Here is a 24,930-nt window from a genome sequence, read left to right as displayed (position 1 = left end):
GTTGACAAACATCACTAGGTACCTGGCCCTAGTGACTGGCCCTCATCTTGGCAGTTCTTTTGAGGATTTCAATACTGCTTTCTATCTGGTCGGCCAAGAAGCTAAACTGGCGACAAAACTGACAAGTTACAGCATCTTTTGCAAGAACTGTTTAGCTCGCTCGCATTGAGGGTGAGTAAAAAATTCGCTGGGCGGTGCGTCCTCTGCCAAACGGCCAGCGTCTAAGAACAAAATTCGATCGGCCACTTTACGGGCAAAGCCCATTTCGTGGGTCACAATTGCCATTGTGATGCCCGTGTCGGCGAGGGATTGAATCACCTCTAAAACCTCTTTCACCATCTCAGGGTCAAGGGCGGAAGTCGGTTCATCAAACAGCATGACTTCTGGTTCCATCGCCAATGCCCGAGCAATTGCTACCCGTTGTTTCTGTCCGCCCGACAACTTAGAGGGGTAAACATCAGCTTTGTCTGCAAGACCAACTCGGGTCAGCAGTTTCATCCCTTGCTCACGCGCCGTTTCACTCGACACATGCTTAACTCTCTTGGGGGCATAAGTGACATTCTTGAGCGTGGTCATATGGGGAAACAGATGGAAGTGCTGGAACACCATCCCCACCCGTTGCCGCACTTTTAGGATGTCCGTTTTCGCTGAAGTAATGTCCTTACCGTCGATGTAAACCCGGCCTTGGGTTGGCACCTCAAGCAGATTCATGCACCGTAGGAAGGTAGATTTACCAGACCCAGAAGGCCCAATAATAGCTACCACCTCACCTTTTCTGATCTCAGTAGAAATATCTTGTAGAACCTTAAGACGACCGAAAGATTTGTATAGGCTTTCTACTCTAATCACTGCGCCGAAGCCTCCTTTCTAATCGATTTGCGCCTAGAGTCAACGTGATCACCATGAGGTAGTAGATAACACCTACTAACAACAGGGGTTCAAAGTAGATAAATTTCTCGGCTGCGACGATGTTGGCGCGGCGTAGAAGATCCGCCACACCAATCACTGAAACCAGGGCTGAATCTTTGAGAAGCGCGATACTCTCATTGACCAGAGCAGGCAGAATGTTTTTGAAAGCTTGAGGCAGGATGATATCCTTCATCGTCAGACGGTAAGGCACACCCAAAGACATCGCTGCTTCTTTCTGGCCCTTGTCTACTGCCAAAATACCTGCCCGAATCGTCTCTGAGATATAGGCGCCTGAGTTGAGTGAGAAGGCAATCACCCCTGCCTGTAGGGGGGTGATATTGTAGCCAACTAGCTGTGGAGTTGCGAAGTAGACCAGAGTTAATTGCAGAATTAGCGGCGTCCCTCTAAAAACAGAGGTGTAGGCCATACCAAACCAATAGAGCGGTTTGATGCTAGAGATTTTGAATAGGGAGAGGACAGTCCCCCAGATAAAGCCCAAAAACGCCGATATGAAGGTGAACTGCAACGTAACCCATATTCCCGCCAAGATGTAGGGAATATTAGGCAGAATTCGAGAGAAATCTAGATTCATCGCAACCCGCCGTTGACCTACTGCTTTTCAAACCACTTCTTTGCCAGTCGGTCAATCTCGCCACTGGACTTCATCTCCTCAAGAACTCGATTAAAGTCGCTTACCAGCGGTGAGCCCTTAGGAAAGGCAATCGCAGAACCTGAAGGACCTTCTGTCTCGACAGTATTGAATTCTAGATCTGGGTTAGATTCTATGTAGCCTTTGGCAACTGTGTCCTCAATAATGGCTCCGTCAATACGGTTTGCTTTGATTTCTTGGATAATTTCGCCAATCCGGTTGAGCGGTACAACAGTCAGCCCTTGAACTTTTTCAGCCGCTTTCTTCGCCTCGTTCTCCTGGATTGAACCTAACTGAACGGCTACCCTCTTACCAGCAAGAGCATCATAATTGATGTAGTTGCTGCCTTTTTTAGCAACAATAGTGTTCTTAGCCTGGTAGTAGATCGTTGAGAAGTCAGCACTCTTCAAACGCTCTTCAGTTGGAGTCATACCAGCCATCACAAAGTCAGCCCGTCCAGCTTGTAGAGCAGGGATCAGACCATTGAAGTCTTGGTTGACAACCTTGATTTCATACCCCAGCTTTTCGCCAACGTAATTAGCAATGTCAACATCAAAACCAACAATCTGACCGCCACTGGCTGTGTCGATTGACTCAAAAGGGGGGTAATCAGCTGAGGTAACCATAGTGAGCGTCCCCTTCGGTGTAGCAGCTGCCCCCGACTGTGGCGACGCTCCTGAGGTTGCCCCTGGTGAAGTTCCTGGTGCTGTGTTGCTAGAGGAATTGCTACAACCAGCAACGATTGTCATCGCAGACATCGAAGCTAGCGCAATGTTGAACAGGAGTTTACGGCGTCTCATCTGCATCCGGAAGTGTCTGTACCTTTGAGGTCATCAAGCTCAATTACAACTGTCCGCAACTACTGACAGCGGCACCTCACCATGTCGGTTAGGGCACTCTCCATTGAGCAAGGCATTTAGGTTGCAAAGGGAGAATAGTAGTTGGATTCTCTCAAACAAATACCACACACTCATCTGCACTAAGTCAGAATGCGATGGGTTTTGCTTCCTAGACCCAACCTGTGGCTATAAAAGTTCAAACACTCTCTACAAAGCTTAAGAAATTATAGCTAGACAGTTAAGAAGCGTTGCTTGGGTGTAAGACCTTACGGCAGAGGGCTCTAGTAAAACTCCACTCCTGGCTTTGCCAAGACCACCTCAGCCTAGCGATCTTTGCAGACTTTGCTTAGGGAATTGTCCTAGCCCCTACGCCGCTACCCACTAAAGGGACCAGTCAAAAAGAAAAGTGCAAAATGTGCCTTGAACCACAGTTTTTGAGGCGATTAACTGCATCTGTGCGTTCTCCTCTGCAACTATCCGAGCAACCTGCGTTTAGAACCATGAAAAAAGCAGAAGCGCTAAGCACTTCTGCAGAGTCAAAATCTGTTGAGATTAGAAAGAATTTAGAAGAAGGTCTATGCCAAAAACCCTGAAATTAAATAAGCTAGCCTGAGTTCGCCTCTACTTATAGGTGAAGCAATAGGTAGAATGACTAGCTCAAGACCATACCATCTCAGTAGAATTGTTTAGAACCTTAAAGGCATGAATCAGAATCGTTTTCTCCTCTGAAGTAAACTCAGAGGCCGCACCAAGCCAGAACTCGAATAGTTGCTCTGAGCTAATGCTATCAGGGATACCCATCATATCAAAACCTCATCCAATCATCTGGAAAAACTGCAACATCGACTGATATCCAGTCTTAAAGTACCAGCCACAAAACTGCGCTGACACTGGTCCAAAAACTGACAGACAATAGAGCCGCAACTAGGGTTCCACGCACAGCATAGGGATAGCAGTCGATGGTGTAGTCCCCTGCCTCGGTCGCGAAAATCAGATGGTCAGCACCGGCCTCTGACACAGAATCGATAGGGCTGATCTTCCCTTCCAGCATGACGTAGCTCCTTGGCCTGTACAAGATTGACTTGATTGGGTATTTAATGCGCCCAGGGAACCAGCCCGGCGGTAGCTGACCGAGCACAGAACAGTATAGTGTCAAAGGATTCGCTGAGCTCAAGCCCTGAACTGACTCAGCTAGGAATTAAGACTTCGTATCGAGAGCCTTAACCTTCTAAGAACATACTATGCCAGTTTTGGACTAACCCAATCCGAGAACATACAGTTTTGTAATCTTTTCGATTCACCGATTTCAGTTCTACCTAGCGGTATATACGGGTATCAATTAATACTTGGTACTGAGTAGATAGACCACCACTTAGTCACAGATGAACAGCAGTCAGCGTTAAATAGCTTTCAATGCCTATCTGAGTCAAAACCCCATAGTTGAGGAAACCCTGCGAAGGGTCGATTGCTAGGCTGGAGGGAACTTGGATGGCTTGGGATTTTCCTCCGGGACAACTCGGACCTGCGCCGTAAAATGCGTACTGTCTAGTGTAAGGCTTCTAGCCTCAATCGTGAGAGCTCATTTAGCCCATCTGACCCGTCTCTCGCATCGCCCGACAGGGTAATCTTGCAATATCCCGATTGTGGTTGAGTCCATGCCCCCTGAGACCAAGTCTCCTGCTAACACAACTTCGGAACTGCCACCACTGCGGGTCTTGATTGTCGAAGACGACCCCATGATGCAACTGGGCCTAGAGCAATCTCTAGAGGACATTCCTCATTTGACGATTGTCGGTCAGGCTGAGGATGGCTACTTAGGCGTGGAAGCAGCGCTCAAGCTGAAGCCGGATTTAGTCGTGATGGATATCGGCCTGCCACGGCTTGATGGCATTGCTGCTACGGCTCAGATTAAAGCGGCGTTGCCAGAAGTGCGCGTTGTGATGTTGACATCCCATACTGCCGATACTGAAATTATCGCTGCCCTCTCCAGCGGTGCTGATGCCTACTGCATCAAGGGCGCTAGTGTGGACCGCTTGATTGCCGCGATCACAGCAGCTCAAGAAGGGGCAACCTATTTAGATCCTCAGATTGCGCGTCGAGTGATTGAGCACCTCAAGCCGCCGACGCCAAGCAGCAACGTGGGGCTGCTCTCTCAAAGGGAATTGGAGGTGCTGAAACTGATGGTTGAAGGCTACAGTAACCCCCAGATTGCTGAAGCACTTTACCTCAGCCCCAATACTGTGAAAACTCACGTTCGTGGAATTATGAATAAACTAGCTGTCGACGATCGCGTCCAGGCAGCTGTTGTAGCCCTGCGTTCTGGAATTGTGTAACATCGTAACAAAGAACTTTTCACTAAGCATTTATCTCTACACAGATTGACTCCGACTCGTGGCCTCTACTGATACTGATAGGGTAACTATGGCGACTGGTAGGGCCCTGAAGGGTCAACTACAAGCTTTTGTGCTCATTAAATCCCATCGACGGCTAGCAAGGTAGGCCGCCTGGCATTGTCGCGAGCTAAAGCCGTAGGAGCACCACCAGTCCTAGCCCGCTTCTGAAACCTGCGGGAATAGCCCCATCTAGGAGAGCTTTGCTGCCCGCCTCGCTGCTCGTAGTAGCGACGGAGCATTCAGCAAGGTTAGTTATAGTTGCTCACAGGGTGTGGCGCCTATTGCCCCTGCTGGGTTAGATATGTTGGCCATTGAACCCCTAAAACCGGCAATCACCCTGTCAGGTGAGTCGCCCGGATGAGGTTTGATTCCTGCTGAACACCTTACCTTAAGAGATGTCAAGCAGCAGTTTCATGCCAAAGTGCTGTTGGTTGTCCAGGCAAAACATGTTCTCTGATCCCGCTTACCTCAACGCTTTACGAGATTGCTGTCAGGACGAGACTGCTTTTCAACGGTTGATGCAACTCTTAAATGCTGTTGAGCCAATGACTCGAGTTGCCGAAGCAGCAGTGAATCAGATCTGGCAACAGGATAAAGACCGGGCATCAAATCGTTTGTTGCAGGGGATTGTTCAGGCAACTCATCAATTGCTGAATGGTGAAGGTTCTACAATTGCTGTTCAGCAAATTCTTGAGACCTTAGGACAAGCAACTGAAAGCGACAGTGCTTATTTCTTCACAGTACGTTCTCAGTCAGAGCCTGGTGAGCCAGCACTAATCCCACAATTTGTGTGGCAACGTCAGCACACAATTCAATCCAATAAATTCAACCAGATACAGACTGAGCTTGATAACCAGTTTTGGGTTCTATCACGGTCGAGTTTGGGCGATTCGTACGATCAACTTTTAACTGGCAATTGCGTAGTGGGAGAAATCGATGAATTACCTGAATCTGCCCAAAGACAATTCGTACTGAATGAAATTACCTCAATCTTACTGATTCCTGTTTTTGTGGAAGAGCGATTTTGGGGCTGCTTGGGGTTTGGCTCTGGTTTGGCACGCCGTTGGTTCGAATCTGAAATCGAAGTTTTAAAAACCGTAGCGACAAATTTGGGAAAAACTACTGCTTATCGTCAGACTGAGCAGGCTTTACGTCAAAGCGGGGCGCAGCTTCAGTGCATCGCAGCCAATGTTCCTGGTGTTATCTATCAAGTTCTACGCCGCTCTGATGGCCTTCGGTCCGTGTTGTTTGTTAGCTCTGGTTGTCGACAACTGTTAGAGCTAGAGCCTGAAACATTGCAAGCTGATTTTACCCAGATTGTTAACTTAATCCATCCAGGTGATCGTGAAGCTTATGAGCAAGCAGTAAATCTTTCTGCTCAAAGCTTAGAACCGCTTAACTGGGAGGGACGGTTGAAAACTCCCTCTGGTCGGTTGAAATGGGTACAGTTTGCATCGCGTCCGGAGAGACAAACTAATGGCAATATTCTCTGGAATGGATTGCTGCTAGACATCACTAAACGTAAGCAAGCGGAAGAAGAGCTACGGCAAAGCCAATCTCAAAATCGAGCTTTGCTGGATGCCATTCCTGACCTTATGTTTCGTATTCGCAGAGACGGTACCTATATTGATTTTAGAGCAGCTAGTGAAAACGAGTTTGCTGTGCCATCAGATCTGATGCTTAACCGAAGTGTATACGATGTTCTGCCACTGGCGGTTGCTGAACAACGGATGCAAGCGATTGAGCAGGCTCTACAAACTAAGAGGCTCCAGACCTTTGAATATCAGCTATTGAAGCAGGGCAATTTGCGTGACTATGAAGCCCGTATTGTGGCTCACGGCGAGGATGAAGCACTAGCGATCATGCGCGATATTACTGAGCGCAAACAGGCAGATACTCAACTCCGTACTGCTGTTGAGCGCGATCGGCTGCTGGCCGAGATGGCCCTTCGAATCCGGCAATCTCTGGACCTCGATCAGATTCTCCAGACAACCGTGGCAGAGGTTCGACAATTTCTTCAAGCGGATCGAGTATTTATCTGCCGAATTGATGCAGATTTGCAAGGTGAGGTAGTCGTTGAATCAGTTGGATCCGAGTGGTTACCCGTGTTAGGTGCACAGGCTCTTCGCCTCAAGGAATTAAATACAACTTTCAAACAAGGGTGCATTCAGTCCATAGATGACGTTACACAAGTAACTGTTTCCCCTATCCGTGCTCAGTATTTTGCGCGTTACCAAGTTAAGGCTAGTGTAGGTGTATCTATTATTTTAGATGATCAGTTATACGGTATGCTGGTCGCCCATCAATGCTCTCAGACCCGCCATTGGCAACCCTTTGAGATTGATTTACTGGAACAATTAGCGACCCAAGTTGCAATTGCGATGCAGCAGGCAAACTTATTCCAACAGGTTCAAACCCTCAATACAAATCTAGAGCGCCAGGTAGAGGAGCGTACTGCGCAACTCCAGCAGAAAATGCAGGAACTCCAGGAACTAAACCGGCTCAAAGATGTTTTTCTCCATGCTGTTTCCCATGACCTACGGACGCCTGTTATGGGCTCCCTGATGGTCCTGCGTAGTTTGCTAAATAAACCAGGAGACTCTGTATCAATTCCCCGTTCGGTTCTAGAGCGAATGATTCAAGGTAGTGACTGCCAGCTCAACTTAATCAACTCGCTTCTGGAGACGCACTCAGGCCAAGGCCAGGGTGCTGCCGCCTCTACCGAGCCTTTACAACTGTGGGCTTTGGTCCAGGAAACACTTGATGAGGCCCGGCCTTTACTGCTCAAAAATCAAGTGACTTCGATTAACCGAATTGACCTCCATTTACCCCCTGTCAAGGCCGATCCCAATCGCTTGCGACAGGTTTTTGAGAACTTAATTATCAACGCGATTAAACACAATCCACCGGGATTAGAGTTGACCTTGGCTGCAACCGTTGAAGGTTCAATGGTTCGCTGCACTATACATGACAACGGCGTGGGTATGACCGAAGCAGAATGCAAGGATCTATTTGAGCTTTATATTCGAGATTCTAATCGTCGCCGCTCGACTGGCCTCGGTTTAGGGCTTTACCTTTGCCGCCAAATTATTACTGCTCATGGTGGGCAGATTGGAGTAACTAGCGCGCCACAGTCTGGCACGACTTTCTGGTTAACCTTGCCACTAGCGGCTTTCTCAAACTCTGAGATACCAATTTGTGTTGACTGTTAATAGTCCTCAAGCTTTTGCTTTAGTCCGGCTCTAAAAAGTTAGCTCCAGGATGTCAGAACGTTGAGATTTATTTGTTGCTGGAGTACAAGCTGCGGGGTAGCTAACTACCCCACGAATTTCTACTTATCCACTTAAGAACAGAGGTGGAACTAGCGCAGAACGAGAATTAAAGATTCAGAGTTTGCATAGCTGCTTCCGGATAGCGTGTGCCAGCAGCAGCCCCATGAGGAGCAACTGCCTCAATCCGAGCCAGATCTTCAGTGGTTAAATCCACTGTTAAAGCCGCTACGTTCTCTTCCAGATAGTTCTGCCGTTTGGTACCGGGAATTGGAACAATATCTTCTCCTTGAGCCAAGACCCAAGCAAGGGCTAGTTGAGATGGTTTACAGCCTTTCTCAGACGCAATCTCACTAATGCGTTGCACCAGTTCTAAGTTTTGCTTAAAGTTATCGCCTTGAAAACGGGGTGAATGACGCCGCCAATCATCCTCAGCTAAGTCTTCAGGTTTTTGAATCTGTCCTGTGAGAAAGCCTCGTCCTAGTGGGCTATAAGCCACAAAGCCAATGCCTAACTCACGAATAGTGGGTAGAATTTCGTCTTCTGGATCGCGGCTCCACAACGAGTATTCACTCTGCAAAGCTGCAATGGGATGTACAGCCTGAGCACGCTGGATTGTTTGGGGTGAGGCTTCCGAGAGACCCAAAAAACGCACTTTGCCTTCGCGGACGAGTTCCGCCATTGCTCCCACTGTCTCTTCAATCGGGGTGTTAGGATCAACCCGGTGTTGATAGTACAAATCGATCACCTCTATCCCTAGACGCTGTAGGCTAGCCTCACAGGCTGAGCGGACGTATCCGGGCCGTCCGTTAATGCCCTGGAAGCTACCATCAGTGCCGCGTACATTACCGAATTTGGTGGCTAAAACAACCCGGTCACGGCGGTCTCGAATGGCCTTGCCAATCAGTTCTTCATTCTGGCCGACCCCGTACATGTCGGCAGTATCGAGAAAATTGATACCCAGTTCTAGCGCTCGGTGCACAGTTGAAATTGATGCCTGTTCATCAGCACTGCCATAGAACTCAGACATCCCCATGCAGCCTAGCCCAAGGCCTGAAACAGTAGGACCATTCTTACCCAGTTGGCGCATCTTGACCATGGTAATTTTGACTCCGGAATTGTGTTGATAGCAAGTTGATCAACAGCTCATTAGCTGAGAGCTTTAGTGTCAACAAGGCCAACGCTAATCTTCGAAGCTTGAAAGGTTTGTAGGAATTTTCAGGAATTTGGGGAGAGCGGCTGTTAGAGCTTAGAAGACTGCGTAAGTTCCTGTTGTACTTTGGTGATTTTGCTCTGAAGCTCTAAGCACAATTGCTGAAGCGACTCGATTTGCTCTTCTGTTTCTTCCAAGTGAACCTGGAGAACTGCCAGCATTTTCTGCTGGCCTTGAAGCTCGAACGGACGTTCTTGGAGCCGAGCTGGCGGGTAGGCTGAGTTCATAGCTTAACCTTAGGAAAGAGCTTGAGTGAAGGCTAGTTGTATAGTCTCGGGTTATCTGATCTTGCAGCAGCTAAAAAGTAATACTAATTCTGAGCTTTAGCGATTTGCTCGAGATGCTGTTGGACATTGGCAATATTGATTTGCAGTTCTGATCGGAATTGCTCCAACGCTTTGAGCTTCTCCTCAGTTTCGGCGAGATGTTGCTGAAGAATAGTCAGCAGCTTTTGCTTGCCCTGAAAGCCAGTTGGATCGGAAAAGTATAAGTGGATGACTTCGTTGATTTCTTCCAGGCTAAGGCCTAGCTTCTTCAGATTGTCGATCTTTTGTAATCGAACCAAATGTTCTGCTGAGTAGTAACGGAAGCCTTTTCCCTCCCGCTCACAACCCATCAACCCTAAGTTTTCGTAGTAGCGAATGGTGCGTGGAGTGACCCCCGCCTTCTCCGCTAACTCCCCGATCCGCATACGATCACTCATACCGTTCAGGTCATCTCTTGGTAAACCTTGACGTAAACGTTAGATTTAGTATGTCTAGCTTCTGGTTGGCTGTCAAGCCCCCCTTGCCCCTCGCCATGCAATAAGTTCTTGCGGATCACCCGGTCAGGTGAGTCAGCTGGATGAGGTAGGAGCAGCAGTGCTGGTCGTACTTTAGGTGAAGTCTCTAGATGGGGGGACATTGCTGCTACCTGACGTCCACGTTAGCGCCATTAGCTTTAACAGACCTCCGAGCTGTAAACGGAGTGCTTGTGCTCTTGGTGATGCGTGACTAGCCGTAAGTTCTGCTCGAATGGTGTCGGAGCTGTTAGCTATGGAATTGAGTCAAAGCCACACGCAATTAATCGACTTTCTACAGACGGAACTAGCAGTGTCCGCCTCCTCTATTGCTATGGCGCTGCGCCGCTGTGAGCAGGATCTAGGACCCTTACCTATTATTCTCTGGCAGTACGGTCTGGTCTCCCTGGAGCAACTCGATAAAATTTTTGAGTGGCTGGAGGGCTAGAAGCCTTGATTTTGAGCCAGTTCTTTCGCTCTTGTGTAGCTCGTTTGAGAAAAATGTAGACAGTCCTGTATTACAGGTGTAATATGTTAGACGTGAGCCGAGTTCTCCTCATTAGGAGCCTACCTGTGAAATCCAAGCGACCTATTCTCTCCCCACTGGAATTAGCCAACCGCAGAAGCGGTCTTGGCACAGTGGCGATTGTAGAAGGGGACGTACAGGTATTGATGCAGCTCGGTCGAATAGGCTTTAAGGGCTCTAAGGGCTTTAAGTTTATATGCACCGCCCTTGCACAAGGAACTCGTGTCCCTAATCTGCTGCCTGCAGGCGCTAAACCATATCGACGAAGCGGAAAGTACGGTCGTAAAGCTGCCGTACTGATATAGCCCAGAAGATCCCACCGATTTTCGTGAGCCCCCGCTTCTAACAGTTAGAAGCGGGGGCTCTGATTTGGAATTAGCTGTTGATGATCTGCCTTTGAGTGTTCGAGAAGTCCTTTAATTTGCACCTACACCAGTCCGTTTGACTCTCTTGAGAGAGTTTGGATGAGCCGAAAGAAACCCTGGAATAGCAGGAGACCCCAGGCCATGTTGAAATTCATTTATACCGAAGCTGGCATCTACCTTGAGCCTCTCACTCAGGGCGTGGATGAGTGGCTGAGCTTGCGTCAGAAGCTAGCTTGGTGTGTCGGCGAAACCATCATTACGGAAACCAGCACCGCTGCATTTTTGCTGCCAATTCATCTGTTTGAACAAACTTCATTGGAGGCTGTTCTACAACAAGAAGTCAATGGAGCAGCACTATACGTTTGTGATGAGGAATATGTTGAAGTGAGCCTGCCAGGAATTTGGATTTCAACTGACTTTGAAAGTAGTGAAGGAGTCTTTGTGACCCGGTTAAGCGCTAGAGCAGAAGCTTTGATTATTCAGCTTTGGCAGTCGTGCCATGCTTACGCCTTTCTAGAAGCGCAATAGTTCTAATGGCTCTTGCCGCTCTCAAGAATTTTGTAGTATTCTTGTAGTATAAAAAGAAATGTGAGAGGGTTGCACGATGTCATTGCTTTATATTCTTCAGCCTTTGGGGCGATTCGGTCCTGAGCCTGAGACGCCAGCTCCTCAACACCAACCTGAGGCCGAAACAGACCATTTAACCAGTTCTAACCAAGTGAATGAGGCGACCCGCGCTGCTCAACGTATCCGGGATTTGTACTACTTACGTCGGATAGTTTGGTAGTTTGACCCCGAGACCTTGGCCAAAGTCTTGGCTCAATAGCTTTGACCAATTTTGTAAACCAGGCTGATGATTATGCCCTACGAGAAACTAAATCTAACTGCTCCTAAACCAGTCCTCTCTTGGGCTAATCACGGCCTTGGTTCTCAAGAGACCCAAATGGCGAAAAACGTCGCCTCCCTGCCGTTTGTATTCAAGCATTTGGCCCTGATGCCAGATGTGCATCTAGGCAAAGGGGCATTGGTCGGATCGGTAATTGCGACCCAAGAAGCAATTATTCCTGCTGCTGTGGGTGTTGATATCGGCTGTGGCATGAATGCGCTTAAAACTCCTTTTGTTGCCGAACAACTGGAAGGAAAACTTAAAAAGATCCGTTTGGATCTTGAAGCTGCAGTTCCGGTTGGTTTTGCTGAAAATAAAGAGATTGACAAAGCCGTTTCTAATTGGCAAGGCTGGCAACAGTTCAAGGATCTACACGACGACGTACAGCACTTAGCTGGTAAAGCGAGCAAGCAGTTGGCCTCTCTTGGTGGCGGCAATCATTTTCTAGAAGTTTGTGTAGATACGGAAAACCAGGTTTGGCTGATGTTGCATTCTGGCTCACGCCACATTGGCAACAGTTTGGCTCAGAGCCATATGCGCACAGCTAAAAACTTGGCAAAGTTAACTGAAACCCGCTTACCTGATGCCGATCTTGCTTACTTTGTTGCAGGAACTCCAGAGTTTGCGGCCTACTGGCGCGACCTGCAATGGGCCCAGGACTATGCACGTGCCAACCGTGAGATTATGATGACTCGCTTCAAGCGAATTGTTGAGAAACATCTTGCTGGTGGCAAGCTTACTAAGCCTCTATTGTCGGTGAATTGTCATCACAATTATGCAGAGCAGGAGGTGCATTTTGGCGAATCGGTTTATGTCACCCGTAAAGGGGCAGTACGAGCCCGCTGCGAAGATTACGGTATCATTCCTGGGTCAATGGGAGCCAAATCTTACATCGTGAAGGGTAAAGGTAATCCGGAGAGTTATTGCTCTTGTAGTCATGGCGCAGGTCGCTTGATGTCACGCAATAAGGCGAAGGACAGTTTTACGCTAGATGATCTCCTGGCTCAAACAGCTGGCGTAGAGTGTCGCAAAGATGCGGGTGTTCTAGATGAAATTCCTGCTGCCTACAAGCCGATTGAAGCAGTGATGGCCAATCAGGCCGATCTGGTTGAGGTTGTGGCGACGCTCAAGCAAGTAGTTTGTGTGAAAGGCTAATCGAAGAGGGGCAAAGTTTTGCCCCTCTTTTTTCAATGCTCAACTTCTAAATCTCGATCAGAAGGCACATAGATGGTATCTGAACCATTAAGCAGAACCACTAAGCACTTCTTAGGGCAACAATAGGGTCGAGCTTAGCCGCCCGTCGAGCTGGCAGTACGCCGAAAAACAGACCAATACCGCCGGAGACCCCTACTGCTAGGACGATAGCTGATATTGGCACACTGGGCTTCAGGGGAGTGAAAGTAGCAACCAGGAAAGAGCCACCAAGACCAAGACCTGTGCCAATTAACCCTCCAGTCACTGACAAAATTACTGCCTCAACCAAAAACTGAGTCAGAATTGCTTTCTGGGTGGCACCGATGGCTTTGCGTAAACCAATCTCTTGAGTCCGTTCAGTGACCGAAACTAACATGATGTTCATAATGCCAATGCCACCCACGAGCAATGAGATGCTGGCGATGGCAGCCAAGGTCAGGCTGAGTACACCAGTGACTTGGCCAACCAGGGTTTGAAATGATTTGTTTGAGACGACGCTAAAGTCTTTTTTGCCATGCCGTTGGGTCAAAATATTGGTGATTTGAAAGGCAGCTGCTCTAACGCTGGGTAAATCCCGAGCAGAAACTTGAACCAGATCAATGGGCACGCCATAAGCTGAGCGGCGACCTGCGATCTGATCGGCCATGGTGGTGATTGGAATATAAGCCTGTTCGTCTTCGTTCTGGCCTAAGAAAGAACCCTTGCCTTCGAGAACACCCACCACTTGAAAACTGAGGTTATTAATTTGAACTTCACGGCCCAGTGGATTTTCGCGCTCAAATAATTTAGTCGCTAGGTCTGGGCCAAGAACAACGACTTGAGCGTTTTGTTGTTGCTCTGATTTATTCAAAAAACGCCCTTGCGTCACGACTAAATTGCGTACATACAAATACTCTGAGGTTGTGCCTACAATATTCGTATTTGTCTTCCGACTTTTGTAAATCATCACTGAGTTAGAGCTGATCTCCGGTGCCACTGCCTGTACTGCTGGTGCTTGCTCCGCAATTGCTTCAGCATCAGCTAAAACTAGGGTTTGTTCTTGAACCCTGAAGCCGTCAATATCTCCACCACCCGTGAAGATGAACAGGCGATTGGGACCGAAGGAATTGATCTTGTCTAATGTGTAATTTTGCGCTCCCTGGCCGATACCCACCAGCGCAATGACTGAAGCATTGCCAATAATCACGCCTAGCATTGTGAGGCTGCTGCGCAATTTATTGGAGGCCAAGGTTGCGACCGCCATTCTGACATTTTCAAGAATATCCATGCCTATGGCCCCATGGTGTCGATGCCAGGAACTAATTGACCTGGTGGTGGACTGAGTAAAATTCGTTGGCCCTTCGCTAAACCTTCAAGCACCTGTGCCTGGCTCCCGCTGGTTGAACCCAGGGTAATCGGCTTAAACGTGGCTTCATTCTCGCCATCCGACACCCAAACACCCGTCTGACTATTCTTCTGGGTCACGACGGCAGCCAGGGGAATCAGCAGCGCATTGCGGATGGGCTCACCAAGAAAGGTCAACCGCACATTCATGCCAGATTTGAGTTGCTTCTGGCCGGTCCGCAGCGCTACCCGCACCCGGAACGAGGTCACGTTATTCTCCTGAACCGCCCGGGGTGCGATCAAGCGTACCTGCCCCTTGAAGCTGGCGTCTGGATGGGCATCGGCCCGAATTTCAACGGTTTGGCCGGGGTTGATACGAGCAACGCTGGCTTCTGGAACTTTGGCTTCCACTTCCAAACCACTGGACAACTCAGCGATTGAGGCTGACGTCGCACCGTCTGTAGACGAGGCGGAAGTAGTTGGGGTCACAAAGTCGCCTTCCTGGGCGAACCGTCGGGTAATTAAACCTGAGAAGGGAGCGCGAACGAAAGTATTGTCAAGCTGAGTTTGATAAAACTGCAACTGCGCTTTGGCCTGAGCAACTTCGGCTTTGGCTTGGGCAATTTCTTCGGAACGGGTGCCATTGCGCAACTTACCTAGCGTTTGCTGTTGTTCTCGCAAGCGAGCAAGTTCCGCGTTGAGACTGGCACTAGCCTCCTGTTGCTGGCTGAAAAACTCCTCTATTGAATTTTGAGAAATTGCTCCAGCTTGAGCGAGCATTTGATTGCGTTGCAGTTCTTCGACGGCGCGTTTTAGTTTGGCTTGGGCCATTGCTACACTGGCTTCTGCTGCTGCCACTCTAGCTCTTGCTTCGGCAATTTCTTCGGGTCGGGTTCCCGTTTGTTTTTGCTCTAAATCCGCTTGAGATCTGGCCAGTAAAGCTGTGTACTGTTTGACCTGCGCTTGAGCCTGCTCACTATCCATACGAGCGATCAATTCGCCTTGCCTGACCCAAGCACCTTCATCAACATAGAGCTGATCAATCCGGCCTGCTTCCTTGGGGCTGAGATTAACTTTGCGAATGGCCTGAACCAAACCATTGGCTTTGATTTCAATGGCGAGATTACCAGTAGCCACTACCGCACTTTGGGTGTCCAAATCCGGTTTAGGCGCTGCCTTGCGCAAACTTAAATAGGCAAAAATTCCAGATCCCAACAGTCCTACAATCAACAGTCCAACAAGCCAAGGAACTCGTTTTTGTCCTGTTTTCCCTTTGAGGAACATTGGCGGCTGCATAAAATTTTGCCTGACCCACAAGGTGATGTTTCAGAATTCAGAGTCAGTGTCGATCAAAAATCGCAACGCTGCCCTCACCTGACTAGGTGATTCAATGGGCTGAGTGATGCCTGAATTTGATTGTTTTCTGGCTTAATTGAACTAGTTTGTTGCTTCTATTGTCTTAGTCCTTGGACCTTTCTTGGACAAAAGTTGAATAGGGGCTCTGGTATAAATCTGCTAGTACATATAGGGATTAGCAGGCTCAGGAATGGGAGTAAAAGCACTCGCTTGAATGACTAATTGCCGTTGTTGATTGAGTGACTCAGTAACCATGTTGCCTGTCACCTCAAACCAAGAATCCTTCGGGTATTGGCTGCGATCACCTGCTAGCTTGACTGGTAAACCAACGGGGTAAGCATCGGCAGCGCAACAGGTGATCACAAATCGAGAAATGGTCAAGTAATTGTTGGGCTGATTCGGTTCGTAGACAACGAAGCCTTGAACCTTAACGGCTTGTCCAGTGTAGGCGTCAGGTTCCGGGTAGACATTCAAAGTGCGAATCCAATCGAGCAGGGTGCGCTGGCTGGGCTCCACGCTGATACGGAACGCCTGTGGCTGAGGTCTGGTCAAGCTCAGTGTATCGCTGACCCCCCGTTGCAGGGCTGTATCGCTAGTGAATGGACGCGGTGTCATGACTAGCGCGATCAAGGCGACGCTCAGTAATAAGCCGCTGCCTACCTGGGGCGGAAGTAGCGTTGTGTGCCGCATCTCCCGGGCTTGGAGGCGCACTAAAGCCAAAGTTCGCAAGCCCTGGATCCCGCTCAACACCAAAAGCAGCAATCCTGCCGCGACCACCAAAGGGATGTAATTCGGGTGGATAAACAGGGGTAACCGACCCATGAGCCAGAAACGCAGCAATGCCAAACCCCAGGCCAGCAGCACTAGAACATCCAGCCAAATTAGCAAGCGCACCGATCGCCTCCCTGGAGCAGCCAACTGCCCAGACATGTCCCAATTGCGTAGCAACCATATCATGTCTGGTTGGTTCTGCTAAAAATTCAAGGACTCTTGAACTCTTAAAGGCAGTGCCTAAACAGGCGTTTCACTTAGCAATTGGCCTTTAAACCAACCTCTAAATTGTGCTGCACGGTCTGCTGGAGTTGCTGCACGATTGCATTGACCGTGCTGGATTTATTTTTTTGATACTGCTGAAAGTGATCTTTGAGATTGATCGGTTCGCCAATGTGAATGATCACCTTGCGATGACCTTTCGGCACTGGCTGACCAATGGCAAACACCTCCCGTTCTAGCCGGACGAGCGTGTCTAAGAAACGTTCTGGTGTCGGTGCCGCCGCAACATAGCCATCATAAATGGCATCGAAATTGAGCAGGCGAGCCGCTGCTTTATGGATGGATTCATAGGTCCAGGCATCCTGTGCACCCAGAGTTTCGGCCTCTGCTTCTAAGACATGTTGCAGTTTATAAACGCGCTCGCGCATGGGTTCGTTAGCGGCGGTAACTAGGCCTAGTTTTTGTTCACAGGCTTCCAGTACATGCTGTTTGATCCGGGGGATCCGCTGGTTCCAAGAAAGATGCTCAATACCGACAGAATGCAGGTCATAATCGCACTCAAAGCTCACCATAACCCGCTCCGCAACCGCCCGTAAGCGCAGGTAAAACTCTGAGCCAGTAGGGGTAATTTGAAGGGCCTGCTCCAATCGACTTAGTGTGTTATGAATTGCTTGACCCATATCACTGGTGTAGCGATATTTGAGGCTGATCGGCACTGTATAGAGATCAGGCAGAGGTTCGCCCCGTTTCACCAGTTTGCTCATAGCTTGCAGGGCGATCTGTACCGCTCCAGCTCGAAATGGCATCACCGTGTCGTTCTGAAATGAGCAGCCCCCTTCTGGAAAAATCACTAAACGACAGGCAGGCTGCATCAGCAGTTCCATCGTGTAGGCAACACTAGTGCGATCTGCTAGCCCTCGTTTGATCGAGTAGGCTCCCATGCGTTGTAGAAAACGGCCTTCGGAGCCCTTAAAACGCTCGTGAGCAGCCATATAGTGAAAGACTTCTCCCACTCGTGCTGAGAGCAGAAAGACTGCAATCCAATCGTGATAAGTAGGGTGATTGGGCAGGAGCAGCAGCCGGTGATCGCGCACATGATTCAGCCGATCCAGACAAGCCTGATCCACTTGCAAATCCATGCGGTACTGCCAGTGCCCCAACCAGGGTGCGACACTCTGGCAGAGACGCACGAAGAGAGGATCGAGCCGAGGAGGATAAAAGTCGGTCATAGTCCGCTAGCCTGCCATCCAGCACAACAGATAGAAGAACAGTGGAGCGCTCAAGATCAGGGAATCAAGTCGATCCAACAGCCCTCCATGTCCAGGAATCACAGATCCGGTATCTTTCACAGCCAGGTCGCGCTTAAGAAGTGACAAACTTAGGTCTCCCAACGGTGCTGCTAATCCAACGAGCAAACCGAACAGCAGTCGCTGCCAGAGGATTTGTGGTAGCAGGTAACCTAGAGCTGCAAACACGGTGACCGATGCTGCTATCCCACAGAGAAAGCCTTCCCATGTTTTGTTGGGGCTGATCCTGGGGGCCAGAGGGTACTGCCCCAGCAGTCGCCCACCAGTGTAGGCAAGCACATCATTGAGAACGACTGCCAGCAGAAGGACTAAGACGCCCTCCCAGCCTTCCGCCCTCAATGGAATCAAATGGGCCAAGGTCCAACCGATTAGAACCAGTCCTAACCCTGTGACTGAGGCATCGCGTAGGGCGTTGTCACTTTCTTGGTTCAGCAGACGCTCAATCAGAGGCAGGACGATCAGCACCAGAGGAAGCAGCGTGAAGGCATCTGGCCATAATGATGCTGTCGTTAGGCTCAAGCCACAGGCCGTCAAGCTGACTGGCCAGACATTCCAATCCGGCCGAGCCAGCTTGAAGAACTCCCGTTGCGCTGCCAAGATCAGGAGCCCAACCGCCAACACCCACAGCCAGCCGCCTACGCCCACCGGCACCAGCGCCAGAGGTATCATCCACAGCCAGCTCACAAAGCGAGCACGCAAGCCAGAGTCAATTTCCTGACTCAGGTGTTCCTTTAAGGCAATGCTGCCGCCAGCCAAGAGAATCAAACCGGCAATTAGCGCCAGCGTTAGCCCCGCAGGACTCCCAGCAAAACCTCCAGTAAAATCAGCCCAACTCCCAGACAGCTCGTTCATCGCAGCACGCTCCAGAGACGGAAGGCCCCTGTAAAAACACCCAGAGGCAAAAAGCTCAGTAGCAGCCAGTGAAAGACAACGGTTTGCGGCCAGTACAGGCTCAACAATGCGCCGATCGAGATCAGAAGTAGCCGATCCGCCTTGCCCAGGGGACCAGAATACTGCCGTCCCTTACCTAAGGCTTTGCCCAAAATGCCGATGTAGCTTACCAACAGTACGGTGACTGTCACGCTAGCCCACAACCAGGGGTCAACCCAGCGCCACAAGCCACTCAGAACCAGTAAATCTGAAACTCGATCGCCCAGCTCGTTTATCACTTCTCCAGCAGGTCGGGCTTTGCCAGTTTCCACTGCTAGCAAACCGTCGAGAGCATTAAGCACGGTGCGCAGTAGAGCCAACAGGGGCACGGCTAGCAGCCAGCTCTGCCCCCAGTGCAGAGCCAATCCCAGAAGGCCAGACAGGCCAATCGCTGACCAAGTCAAAACATCGGGATGAACCGGCCAGAGCAGCTTCAGGAGTGGGCGTAGGGCATTGCGGAAGGCTGGTTTGAGCGCATAGATACCGTTCATGGCTTGCGAGCAATCGTCAGAGTGAACAGGCCCGCTTGGTCCGCAGGACGGCTGCTGACAATTTCAAATCCGGCAGTTCTGGCCCAGCCTTCCATTTGGGCTGTAGGGCGCAGCTTCATTTGCCAGGGCTGACCGAAGCGATTGGGGAGTGCAGCAATATCGTCGAGTTGAGGATGGTGGGGTTGATTAGTAAAGATGAACAGGTCGCCCGCTGTCAGAAGCTCGAAAATCTGGTTCATCGAGGTTTGGATCAGCAGGTCATCCAGAAAGATCTCGTACAGGCCAGAGGCGATCACAACTTGAGGGCGCGGCTCGATACTGAGCAGATTTTTGAGGCTGAACGCGTCCCCCGTCTGAAACCGTACTCGCCCTGTGACACCCAATTGGGTAGCGCGTGCTTGACCGCGCTCTAGACCCGCAGGTGCGAGATCTTGAGCGATGACCTGTACTGGCGCTGCGGGACACTCAGCTAAAAACTCCAACAGGTAGCGTCCACCACCAGCAGCAATATCCAGAATCACCAATGGCTCTGAGCGCAAAGCAACCAGCGCCCGCAATGTGTCTTTTAAGGTTGCTTTGCGCTCGCGGATCGAACGCCAGCCTGTTTGATTGAGATAGGCCCGATCGAGCACTTTGCCAATGCCCAGCCGACCTTGCGCCTGGTTGTCGTACACGTAGTCAAGGGAACTTCCTGACTCAAAGCCATGTCTCAGACCAATACGCATCCCCTGACTTAAGGGACCCAAGGCGCGAATCCCTAGACCCAGCAGTCGCTGGCGCACCCCAAGACGGGCGTGACGTGGCGGAGCCGTGACATCATTGCTCGTGCTACTAGCAGTAGCAGGCGTGGTGAGCGGCAGGTGGGGATAGGTGGTCATCCGTGAATTCCTGGTTTGCAAATAGGCCGTTCCAGGAATATGTCTTCCAATAATGAGGATTTAGCGGGGCAGTGAGCCACTTCCAAAACTGATTCAGCCTAAACGCTTGGCGCGGGAGGAAATCTGCTCAATTGCGTTGGGTCTCGGAGATCAGTCTTGGGCAATCTAAGCCCAGCTAACGTGCTATGCCAGTGAGCCAATCGCGAGACTGGCACATAGATGCAGGCAAATCGGCTATGAATAAGATAGTTCAGGCTTCGATTTGAGCCTGCTGCGACCACCAGGTTAGTAGCAGAGCTTTGAGGATAGGCAATGGTTCAATTTCATATCCAGGCTGACAGCGAGATACCTGCCTCGACCCAGCTGTTCAATCAAATTTCTTTTGCCATTGCATCACGGCAGTTTCCACCCGGACATCGACTGCCCAGCACTCGTGATCTCGCAATGCGCACGGGCTTGCATCGCAACACCATCAGCAAGGTCTATCATCAGCTCGAAGAGCAAGGCTTGGTCGAAGCGCGCGCTGGCTCAGGCATCTATGTGCGCAGCCAGGACAATACCCCTAGCCCTGGCTCTACTGACCAGCGCTACCTGCTGGATAACCCTAACGCTTACAAGACAGTGCAAGCTAGCCTCGATCAACTGCTGGCGCAAGGGTGCACGCTCAACCAAGCGCGTGAGCTCTTCCTGGCTGAGATTGACTGGCGCCTGCGCTGTAGTGCTCAAGTCTTAGTTTGTGCGCCGACTAGCGATATTGGTACTGGCGATCTCATGGCCCAGGAGCTTCAGAAGTCCCTGGATCTGCCAATCCAGTTGGTGCCCCTCGAAGAGTTAGTCCAAGTCTTGCAGCAGAAAACTCGCGCTGGCACTGTGGTTACCAGCCGTTATTTTCTAGGTTCCGTGCAGAAACTGGCTTCACCCTATGCCGTTCGCGTGTTTGCGGTCGATATCCATGATTACGCCCCCGAGCTCAAACGCGCTCGCGCCCTGCCACCCAACAGCTACCTGGGCATGGTCTGCCTGAGCAGTGGTATCTTGCGCGCTGCTGAAGTGATTCTGCATAGCGTTCGCGGCGATGACCTGCTGGTGGTAACTGCCAACCTGGACGATAGCCAAAAAATCCGGGCTATTGCCCGCAGTGCTGACTTGATTATTTGTGACCCCGCCAGCTATGAAACGGTGAAAACAGCTGTGGCAGATGCGCGCCATGATCGCATCCGTCCACCTGAGATCCTACCTGCCAAGAACTATATCGACGAGCGCTCAATCGAATTACTAAAGCGGGAGCTAGGCTTCTAGTCTCTAGAATGATCGAGGTCTGGGGCAGATCAAGGCGCAACTGGTATGGACTCGGCGATTACCACCCGATCTCGTCCAAGGGCTTTAGCTCGATAGAGCGCGGCGTCTGCGGCCTGAAGCACTGCCTCACTGCTCAAGCCGTGGTCCGGCACCACAGCCACGCCCAACGAGAGCGTAACGACCCCCAACACTTGGCGACGGTGTTGCACATGTAGGTGCTTGATGCCCTCACGCAACTGCTCGGCTCGTTCCCGTGTTGTCTCCAGGCAAGCTTCGGGCAAAATCAGGGTTAACTCCTCACCGCCGTAGCGGCAGGCAATGTCGGAACCACGCGTGTATTTGCGCAGGAATAGACCGAGTTCCCGCAGCACTTCATCGCCCGCTTCATGACCGTAGGTGTCGTTAAAGCGCTTAAAGTTATCCACGTCCAGCATAATGATGCCGACGGGTTGCTGCTTGCGTTGGGAGCGGTGCAACTCGCGCTCTAGGGACTCTTCCATGTAGCGCCGATTGAATAGGCCGGTGAGCGGGTCTCGAATACTTTGATGCTGTAAGGTTTCGTGTAGTTTCAGATTGGCTAGGGCTAGGGCAATTTGTTCAGCAACCGTCACGGCTAGCCGTTGCTGACCTATTGTGAGCTGTCCACCTGTCGCTGAATTCAAGTACAGGAGCCCCAGTGCCTCGCCACGGGCCATCATCGGTACGCAAATACTCTCAGCATTATCCGAGGGCGGGTTATCTGAGGAATGGAGGTGCTGGCAACACGGACTACCCTGAGGAGCAGCGACCACGTGGCTGCGGCCTCGTCTCAGCGCCCAACATTCATTAGGGGCAAATAGCTTTTGGCTTAGTAATGCTGATCCCCAGGTTGAAGCTGCTTCAACCAGCCTTTTAGAAGCACTAATCGTAAATACTGCACCCGACGACCCTGGAAACAAGGGCTGAACCAGTCGGGAGATCGCTCCGTAAGCTTCCTCTGTACTGAGGCAAGCCTGAAGCAGCTCATTCATTTGACCCAACAAGCTGATCTCACGATTATGTAGTTCTAGTTCACTGACCCAACCTGTGAGTTTTTCATTGGCCTGTTGGAGCGCCTGTTCCATCTGCTTGCGTTCGGTAATATCGGCGGAGATACCACACACGGCATAGGGAGCCCCCGTCGCATCACAGAGTGGAAATTTGCTGGAGAGGTAGGTGTGTAAACCATCATCATGGGGAGCTACTTCTTCCCACTGCAGAGGGGCTTTAGCAGACAGAACTTGTTGATCGTTACTACGAAATACATCAGCAATTTCTGAAGGAAAAATATCGTAATCAGTTTTGCCTTTGACTGTTTCTCGATCGATGTGAAACAGCGTTTCGAAGCAGCGATTCACTAGGGTAAAGCGACCCTGAATATCCTTGACATACATCACAGCTGTTGAATTGTCTAGAATAGCCTGAAGTCGCGCTTCGCTCTGGCGTAAAGCCTCTTCCGCTCGCTTACGCTGAATCACCGAGCCGAGTTGCGTAGCAACGGTCGAAACTAGCTCAACTAGTCGTTTGTCCTCAGGTTGAGAATCAAACATAAAAAACACCAAAATAGCCAGTACTTCAGAACCGGCTAAGATTGGTACGCCTAAGCCAGCTTTGAGACCTGATTCTTTCGCACTTTGGGACCGTATAAACAGGGCCTCAGGCAGGATTGAAACATCCTGGATCCACTCAGGTTGCTTGGAACTCCAGACTCGTCCGGGCAGGCCTTGGTCGGGAACAAAACTGTACCCCTGGCTCATTTGTCTAAATTGCTCTAGCGCGTCTCCAGAAGCCTTGCTCTGGCCGTAGACATTGTTACACCAGGTTTGACCACAGGTTAGGGTCGTGCCATCCGAATGCGGCAGCCAGGTTTCGCCGTAATTCCAGCCCGTTGCTTCACAGACTTGTGAGAGCGCCACCAAAAGTGCCGAAGGAAAATTTTCCGATTCAGTGATGGCCTGGGTAATCACTTGTAGCAGTCGAATTTCTGCCTCTATCCAATCCCGCTCTGTAATATCGATACCTGTATAAATAACATAGTCTACAGACCCTTTTGGATTCAGTAGTGCAGTGTTAGACCAGGTGATCAAGCGGCGTTTGCCACCCTTCGGCACCAAATAGTTCTCATGTTGCGCCAAATGCTCTCCCTGCAAAAGCTGCTCGAAGTTGGTTCGTACCAGCTCAACTTCCTCAGGAATTGAGAACAAATGCCAGAAATGCTTCCCCTGCATCTCAGAAGCTGAATACTGAATGATTTGCCCAAAAGTTTGGTTGAAGCGGACGATTTGTCCCTGAGGGTTGAGGATCACAACTAAAGCGCCAACCGTATCTAGGATAGTGGCAATGAAATCACGCTCTTGCGCTAGCATCTCTTCGGTTCGCTTACGCTCGATGATCTCACGATAGATCAGGTAGTAGGCAACAACGATAATGATAGAACTCAAAAATATCGCCGTTGAAAATATAAAAATTGTCCTCCTGGCATTGGCTTTTGCTTGCCGGTCTCGCTGTTGAAGTTGTCTCAGCTTCTCATTCTGCTCAGCCTTAGCTTCGCCGACTAAAACACGGATGTTATCCATGATTAGCTTGCCTCTGTTTGTTCTAATGACCTGCAAAGCAGACTCGAAATTTTCATCCCTACGTAGCTTAATCGTCTCTTGAACAATGTCAAGCTTTTGTGAAATCAGCGTCTCAATTTGATCGAGCTGCTGCTTCTGTCTGGGCTCAGATCCGAGAGCTTGTTGAAGCTTACTAACTTGCTTTTTAACGTTTTGAGTTGCAGTGTTGTAGGGCTCTAGATAGCTCTCTGTGCCGGTGAGAACATATCCCCGCTGTCCCGTCTCTGCATCCTTCATCTCTGAGAGGAGGCTTTCAAGACCCTCAATCGTCTGGAGAGTTTGTTCTATTTGGGCAGAGCTCTCAACAAGTTGAATCGTGCTCTGATACGAGATGGCCCCAATGGCAACTAGCAGAGCTGAGGCCAAACTAAACATGCCTGCTATCTTGCCGAAGAGCTGTCTATTCGCCCTCTGTGCAGCTTGATATCTTGCAGCCTTAGCGGGCAGTAGAGCTTTCATAACGGTAGTTGTCCCTAGCGTACTTGCATCCCACTCCTGCTTTAGGCCCTTGGCGTTCGGCAGCTCTCGTGCGTCAATCCTCTGATCAAAGCTTTCTCCTAGGAAAACTTCACAGAAGCCTGAGGAACTCTTTAATCGAGAGTGCCCTCAGTGATTGCCGAAGTATCGGCGCTCATGCTACAGGTCAACCCCTGGTCAAGCCGTCATCTCACAGCTGCCTGCGGTAGGCTAGATCGGCAA

Annotated in this window: 24 protein-coding genes; 8 read left to right on the top strand and 16 right to left on the bottom strand. The window is 50.2% G+C overall.

All coding sequences use genetic code 11. From position 1 onward, the window contains the following. Nucleotides 1-126: 126 nt before the first annotated feature. The 3 genes from H6F94_RS21705 to H6F94_RS21695 are packed head-to-tail and all read right to left on the bottom strand — an operon-like array spanning nucleotide 127 to nucleotide 2,184. Nucleotides 127-849 carry an amino acid ABC transporter ATP-binding protein gene (locus H6F94_RS21705; protein ID WP_190804325.1) on the bottom strand — a complete coding sequence of 241 codons (723 nt, stop codon included), beginning with the start codon at nucleotides 847-849 and terminating at the stop codon, nucleotides 127-129. Then, a complete protein-coding gene (locus tag H6F94_RS21700; protein WP_190804324.1) occupies nucleotides 842-1,501 on the bottom strand; it encodes an amino acid ABC transporter permease in 660 nt (219 codons plus the stop codon). Before H6F94_RS21700 ends, H6F94_RS21705 begins: the two co-directional genes overlap by 8 nt. Nucleotides 1,502-1,518: 17 nt before the next feature. Further along, nucleotides 1,519-2,184, bottom strand: a complete 666-nt coding sequence (locus H6F94_RS21695; RefSeq protein ID WP_242041322.1) for a transporter substrate-binding domain-containing protein — start codon at nucleotides 2,182-2,184, stop codon at nucleotides 1,519-1,521. 1 nt (nucleotide 2,185) lies between these two features. Here H6F94_RS21695 and H6F94_RS32520 point away from each other — a divergent pair, with 1 nt between their 5' ends. Beyond that, the gene (locus tag H6F94_RS32520; RefSeq protein WP_242041321.1) at nucleotides 2,186-2,386 is read left to right on the top strand and encodes a hypothetical protein; all 201 of its coding nucleotides are present in this window, start codon (nucleotides 2,186-2,188) and stop codon (nucleotides 2,384-2,386) included. 870 nt (nucleotides 2,387-3,256) lie between these two features. Here H6F94_RS32520 and H6F94_RS21690 read toward each other — a convergent pair. Then, on the bottom strand, nucleotides 3,257-3,448 hold the full coding sequence (locus tag H6F94_RS21690) for a hypothetical protein (protein WP_190804323.1): 192 nt from the start codon (nucleotides 3,446-3,448) through the stop codon (nucleotides 3,257-3,259). A gap of 604 nt (nucleotides 3,449-4,052) precedes the next feature. On the opposite strand from H6F94_RS21690, the gene H6F94_RS21685 reads away from it, so the two are divergent. Next, on the top strand, nucleotides 4,053-4,730 hold the full coding sequence (locus H6F94_RS21685; RefSeq protein ID WP_190804322.1) for a response regulator: 678 nt from the start codon (nucleotides 4,053-4,055) through the stop codon (nucleotides 4,728-4,730). A gap of 506 nt (nucleotides 4,731-5,236) precedes the next feature. Then, nucleotides 5,237-8,002 carry a PAS domain-containing sensor histidine kinase gene (locus tag H6F94_RS21680; RefSeq protein ID WP_199320575.1) on the top strand — a complete coding sequence of 922 codons (2,766 nt, stop codon included), beginning with the start codon at nucleotides 5,237-5,239 and terminating at the stop codon, nucleotides 8,000-8,002. 166 nt (nucleotides 8,003-8,168) lie between these two features. Here H6F94_RS21680 and H6F94_RS21675 read toward each other — a convergent pair whose 3' ends face one another. The 4 genes from H6F94_RS21675 to H6F94_RS21660 form a co-directional block, all read right to left on the bottom strand. After that, the gene (locus tag H6F94_RS21675) at nucleotides 8,169-9,158 is read right to left on the bottom strand and encodes an aldo/keto reductase (RefSeq protein ID WP_190804321.1); all 990 of its coding nucleotides are present in this window, start codon (nucleotides 9,156-9,158) and stop codon (nucleotides 8,169-8,171) included. Between the two features lie 143 nt (nucleotides 9,159-9,301). After that, complete coding sequence (locus H6F94_RS21670; RefSeq protein WP_190804320.1) at nucleotides 9,302-9,499, bottom strand: hypothetical protein; 198 nt, start codon at nucleotides 9,497-9,499, stop codon at nucleotides 9,302-9,304. An 83-nt stretch (nucleotides 9,500-9,582) separates the two neighbouring features. Continuing rightward, nucleotides 9,583-9,975, bottom strand: a complete 393-nt coding sequence (locus H6F94_RS21665; protein ID WP_242041320.1) for a MerR family transcriptional regulator — start codon at nucleotides 9,973-9,975, stop codon at nucleotides 9,583-9,585. A 5-nt stretch (nucleotides 9,976-9,980) separates the two neighbouring features. After that, complete coding sequence (locus H6F94_RS21660) at nucleotides 9,981-10,175, bottom strand: hypothetical protein (RefSeq protein WP_190804319.1); 195 nt, start codon at nucleotides 10,173-10,175, stop codon at nucleotides 9,981-9,983. 131 nt (nucleotides 10,176-10,306) lie between these two features. Here H6F94_RS21660 and H6F94_RS21655 point away from each other — a divergent pair, with 131 nt between their 5' ends. The 4 genes from H6F94_RS21655 (at nucleotide 10,307) to H6F94_RS21640 (ending at nucleotide 12,982) form a co-directional block, all read left to right on the top strand. Continuing rightward, nucleotides 10,307-10,498, top strand: a complete 192-nt coding sequence (locus tag H6F94_RS21655) for a DUF2949 domain-containing protein (protein WP_190804318.1) — start codon at nucleotides 10,307-10,309, stop codon at nucleotides 10,496-10,498. Nucleotides 10,499-11,082: 584 nt separating this feature from the next. Next, entirely contained in the window at nucleotides 11,083-11,469 is a 387-nt protein-coding gene (locus tag H6F94_RS21650) for an alr0857 family protein (RefSeq protein ID WP_190804317.1), read from the top strand. Nucleotides 11,470-11,545: 76 nt separating this feature from the next. Continuing rightward, entirely contained in the window at nucleotides 11,546-11,728 is a 183-nt protein-coding gene (locus tag H6F94_RS21645) for a hypothetical protein (protein ID WP_190804316.1), read from the top strand. A gap of 156 nt (nucleotides 11,729-11,884) precedes the next feature. Further along, the gene (locus H6F94_RS21640) at nucleotides 11,885-12,982 is read left to right on the top strand and encodes an RtcB family protein (RefSeq protein ID WP_524537856.1); all 1,098 of its coding nucleotides are present in this window, start codon (nucleotides 11,885-11,887) and stop codon (nucleotides 12,980-12,982) included. Between the two features lie 100 nt (nucleotides 12,983-13,082). Here the strand turns inward: H6F94_RS21640 and H6F94_RS21635 are convergent, their stop codons facing one another. From H6F94_RS21635 to H6F94_RS21605, 7 genes are all read right to left on the bottom strand, one after another. Continuing rightward, nucleotides 13,083-14,288: an ABC transporter permease gene (locus tag H6F94_RS21635; RefSeq protein ID WP_190804314.1), complete on the bottom strand. Its 1,206-nt coding sequence runs from the start codon at nucleotides 14,286-14,288 to the stop codon at nucleotides 13,083-13,085. A 2-nt stretch (nucleotides 14,289-14,290) separates the two neighbouring features. Beyond that, a complete protein-coding gene (locus tag H6F94_RS21630) occupies nucleotides 14,291-15,628 on the bottom strand; it encodes an efflux RND transporter periplasmic adaptor subunit (RefSeq protein WP_242041319.1) in 1,338 nt (445 codons plus the stop codon). A gap of 231 nt (nucleotides 15,629-15,859) precedes the next feature. Continuing rightward, a complete protein-coding gene (locus H6F94_RS21625; RefSeq protein ID WP_242041318.1) occupies nucleotides 15,860-16,657 on the bottom strand; it encodes a TIGR03943 family putative permease subunit in 798 nt (265 codons plus the stop codon). A gap of 71 nt (nucleotides 16,658-16,728) precedes the next feature. Further along, nucleotides 16,729-17,922, bottom strand: a complete 1,194-nt coding sequence (locus H6F94_RS21620) for a 1-acyl-sn-glycerol-3-phosphate acyltransferase (protein WP_190804312.1) — start codon at nucleotides 17,920-17,922, stop codon at nucleotides 16,729-16,731. A gap of 6 nt (nucleotides 17,923-17,928) precedes the next feature. After that, nucleotides 17,929-18,852, bottom strand: a complete 924-nt coding sequence (locus H6F94_RS21615) for a phosphatidate cytidylyltransferase (protein ID WP_190804311.1) — start codon at nucleotides 18,850-18,852, stop codon at nucleotides 17,929-17,931. After that, nucleotides 18,849-19,421 (bottom strand): CDP-alcohol phosphatidyltransferase family protein, encoded by a 573-nt coding sequence (locus H6F94_RS21610; protein ID WP_190804310.1) that lies wholly within the window; start codon nucleotides 19,419-19,421, stop codon nucleotides 18,849-18,851. Before H6F94_RS21610 ends, H6F94_RS21615 begins: the two co-directional genes overlap by 4 nt. Then, on the bottom strand, nucleotides 19,418-20,299 hold the full coding sequence (locus H6F94_RS21605; protein ID WP_190804309.1) for a class I SAM-dependent methyltransferase family protein: 882 nt from the start codon (nucleotides 20,297-20,299) through the stop codon (nucleotides 19,418-19,420). Before H6F94_RS21605 ends, H6F94_RS21610 begins: the two co-directional genes overlap by 4 nt. 312 nt (nucleotides 20,300-20,611) lie before the next feature. Here H6F94_RS21605 and plmA point away from each other — a divergent pair, with 312 nt between their 5' ends. After that, nucleotides 20,612-21,598 carry a transcriptional regulator PlmA gene (gene plmA, locus H6F94_RS21600; protein ID WP_190804308.1) on the top strand — a complete coding sequence of 329 codons (987 nt, stop codon included), beginning with the start codon at nucleotides 20,612-20,614 and terminating at the stop codon, nucleotides 21,596-21,598. Between the two features lie 29 nt (nucleotides 21,599-21,627). Here plmA and H6F94_RS21595 read toward each other — a convergent pair whose 3' ends face one another. Continuing rightward, nucleotides 21,628-24,690 (bottom strand): diguanylate cyclase, encoded by a 3,063-nt coding sequence (locus tag H6F94_RS21595; protein WP_190804307.1) that lies wholly within the window; start codon nucleotides 24,688-24,690, stop codon nucleotides 21,628-21,630. Nucleotides 24,691-24,930: the final 240 nt, after the last annotated feature.

It is taken from the genome of Leptolyngbya sp. FACHB-261, from assembly GCF_014696065.1.
GTDB lineage: Bacteria > Cyanobacteriota > Cyanobacteriia > FACHB-261 > FACHB-261 > FACHB-261.
This window is presented reverse-complemented; position numbering and strand designations above follow the sequence as displayed.

What these genes read in the sequence shown, in the direction of transcription:
- H6F94_RS21700 (WP_190804324.1), bottom strand. Translation starts at nt 1,501, where the DNA reads ATGAATCTAGATTTCTCTCGAATTCTGCCTAATATTCCCTACATCTTG.
- H6F94_RS21695 (WP_242041322.1), bottom strand. Translation starts at nt 2,184, where the DNA reads ATGGTTACCTCAGCTGATTACCCCCCTTTTGAGTCAATCGACACAGCC.
- H6F94_RS21690 (WP_190804323.1), bottom strand. Translation starts at nt 3,448, where the DNA reads ATGCTGGAAGGGAAGATCAGCCCTATCGATTCTGTGTCAGAGGCCGGT.
- H6F94_RS21685 (WP_190804322.1), top strand. Translation starts at nt 4,053, where the DNA reads ATGCCCCCTGAGACCAAGTCTCCTGCTAACACAACTTCGGAACTGCCA.
- H6F94_RS21680 (WP_199320575.1), top strand. Translation starts at nt 5,237, where the DNA reads ATGTTCTCTGATCCCGCTTACCTCAACGCTTTACGAGATTGCTGTCAG.
- H6F94_RS21675 (WP_190804321.1), bottom strand. Translation starts at nt 9,158, where the DNA reads ATGGTCAAGATGCGCCAACTGGGTAAGAATGGTCCTACTGTTTCAGGC.
- H6F94_RS21670 (WP_190804320.1), bottom strand. Translation starts at nt 9,499, where the DNA reads ATGAACTCAGCCTACCCGCCAGCTCGGCTCCAAGAACGTCCGTTCGAG.
- H6F94_RS21665 (WP_242041320.1), bottom strand. Translation starts at nt 9,975, where the DNA reads ATGAGTGATCGTATGCGGATCGGGGAGTTAGCGGAGAAGGCGGGGGTC.
- H6F94_RS21660 (WP_190804319.1), bottom strand. Translation starts at nt 10,175, where the DNA reads ATGTCCCCCCATCTAGAGACTTCACCTAAAGTACGACCAGCACTGCTG.
- H6F94_RS21655 (WP_190804318.1), top strand. Translation starts at nt 10,307, where the DNA reads ATGGAATTGAGTCAAAGCCACACGCAATTAATCGACTTTCTACAGACG.
- H6F94_RS21650 (WP_190804317.1), top strand. Translation starts at nt 11,083, where the DNA reads ATGTTGAAATTCATTTATACCGAAGCTGGCATCTACCTTGAGCCTCTC.
- H6F94_RS21645 (WP_190804316.1), top strand. Translation starts at nt 11,546, where the DNA reads ATGTCATTGCTTTATATTCTTCAGCCTTTGGGGCGATTCGGTCCTGAG.
- H6F94_RS21640 (WP_524537856.1), top strand. Translation starts at nt 11,885, where the DNA reads ATGGCGAAAAACGTCGCCTCCCTGCCGTTTGTATTCAAGCATTTGGCC.
- H6F94_RS21635 (WP_190804314.1), bottom strand. Translation starts at nt 14,288, where the DNA reads ATGGATATTCTTGAAAATGTCAGAATGGCGGTCGCAACCTTGGCCTCC.
- H6F94_RS21630 (WP_242041319.1), bottom strand. Translation starts at nt 15,628, where the DNA reads ATGTTCCTCAAAGGGAAAACAGGACAAAAACGAGTTCCTTGGCTTGTT.
- H6F94_RS21625 (WP_242041318.1), bottom strand. Translation starts at nt 16,657, where the DNA reads ATGATATGGTTGCTACGCAATTGGGACATGTCTGGGCAGTTGGCTGCT.
- H6F94_RS21620 (WP_190804312.1), bottom strand. Translation starts at nt 17,922, where the DNA reads ATGACCGACTTTTATCCTCCTCGGCTCGATCCTCTCTTCGTGCGTCTC.
- H6F94_RS21615 (WP_190804311.1), bottom strand. Translation starts at nt 18,852, where the DNA reads ATGAACGAGCTGTCTGGGAGTTGGGCTGATTTTACTGGAGGTTTTGCT.
- H6F94_RS21610 (WP_190804310.1), bottom strand. Translation starts at nt 19,421, where the DNA reads ATGAACGGTATCTATGCGCTCAAACCAGCCTTCCGCAATGCCCTACGC.
- H6F94_RS21605 (WP_190804309.1), bottom strand. Translation starts at nt 20,299, where the DNA reads ATGACCACCTATCCCCACCTGCCGCTCACCACGCCTGCTACTGCTAGT.
- plmA (WP_190804308.1), top strand. Translation starts at nt 20,612, where the DNA reads ATGGTTCAATTTCATATCCAGGCTGACAGCGAGATACCTGCCTCGACC.
- H6F94_RS21595 (WP_190804307.1), bottom strand. Translation starts at nt 24,690, where the DNA reads ATGAAAGCTCTACTGCCCGCTAAGGCTGCAAGATATCAAGCTGCACAG.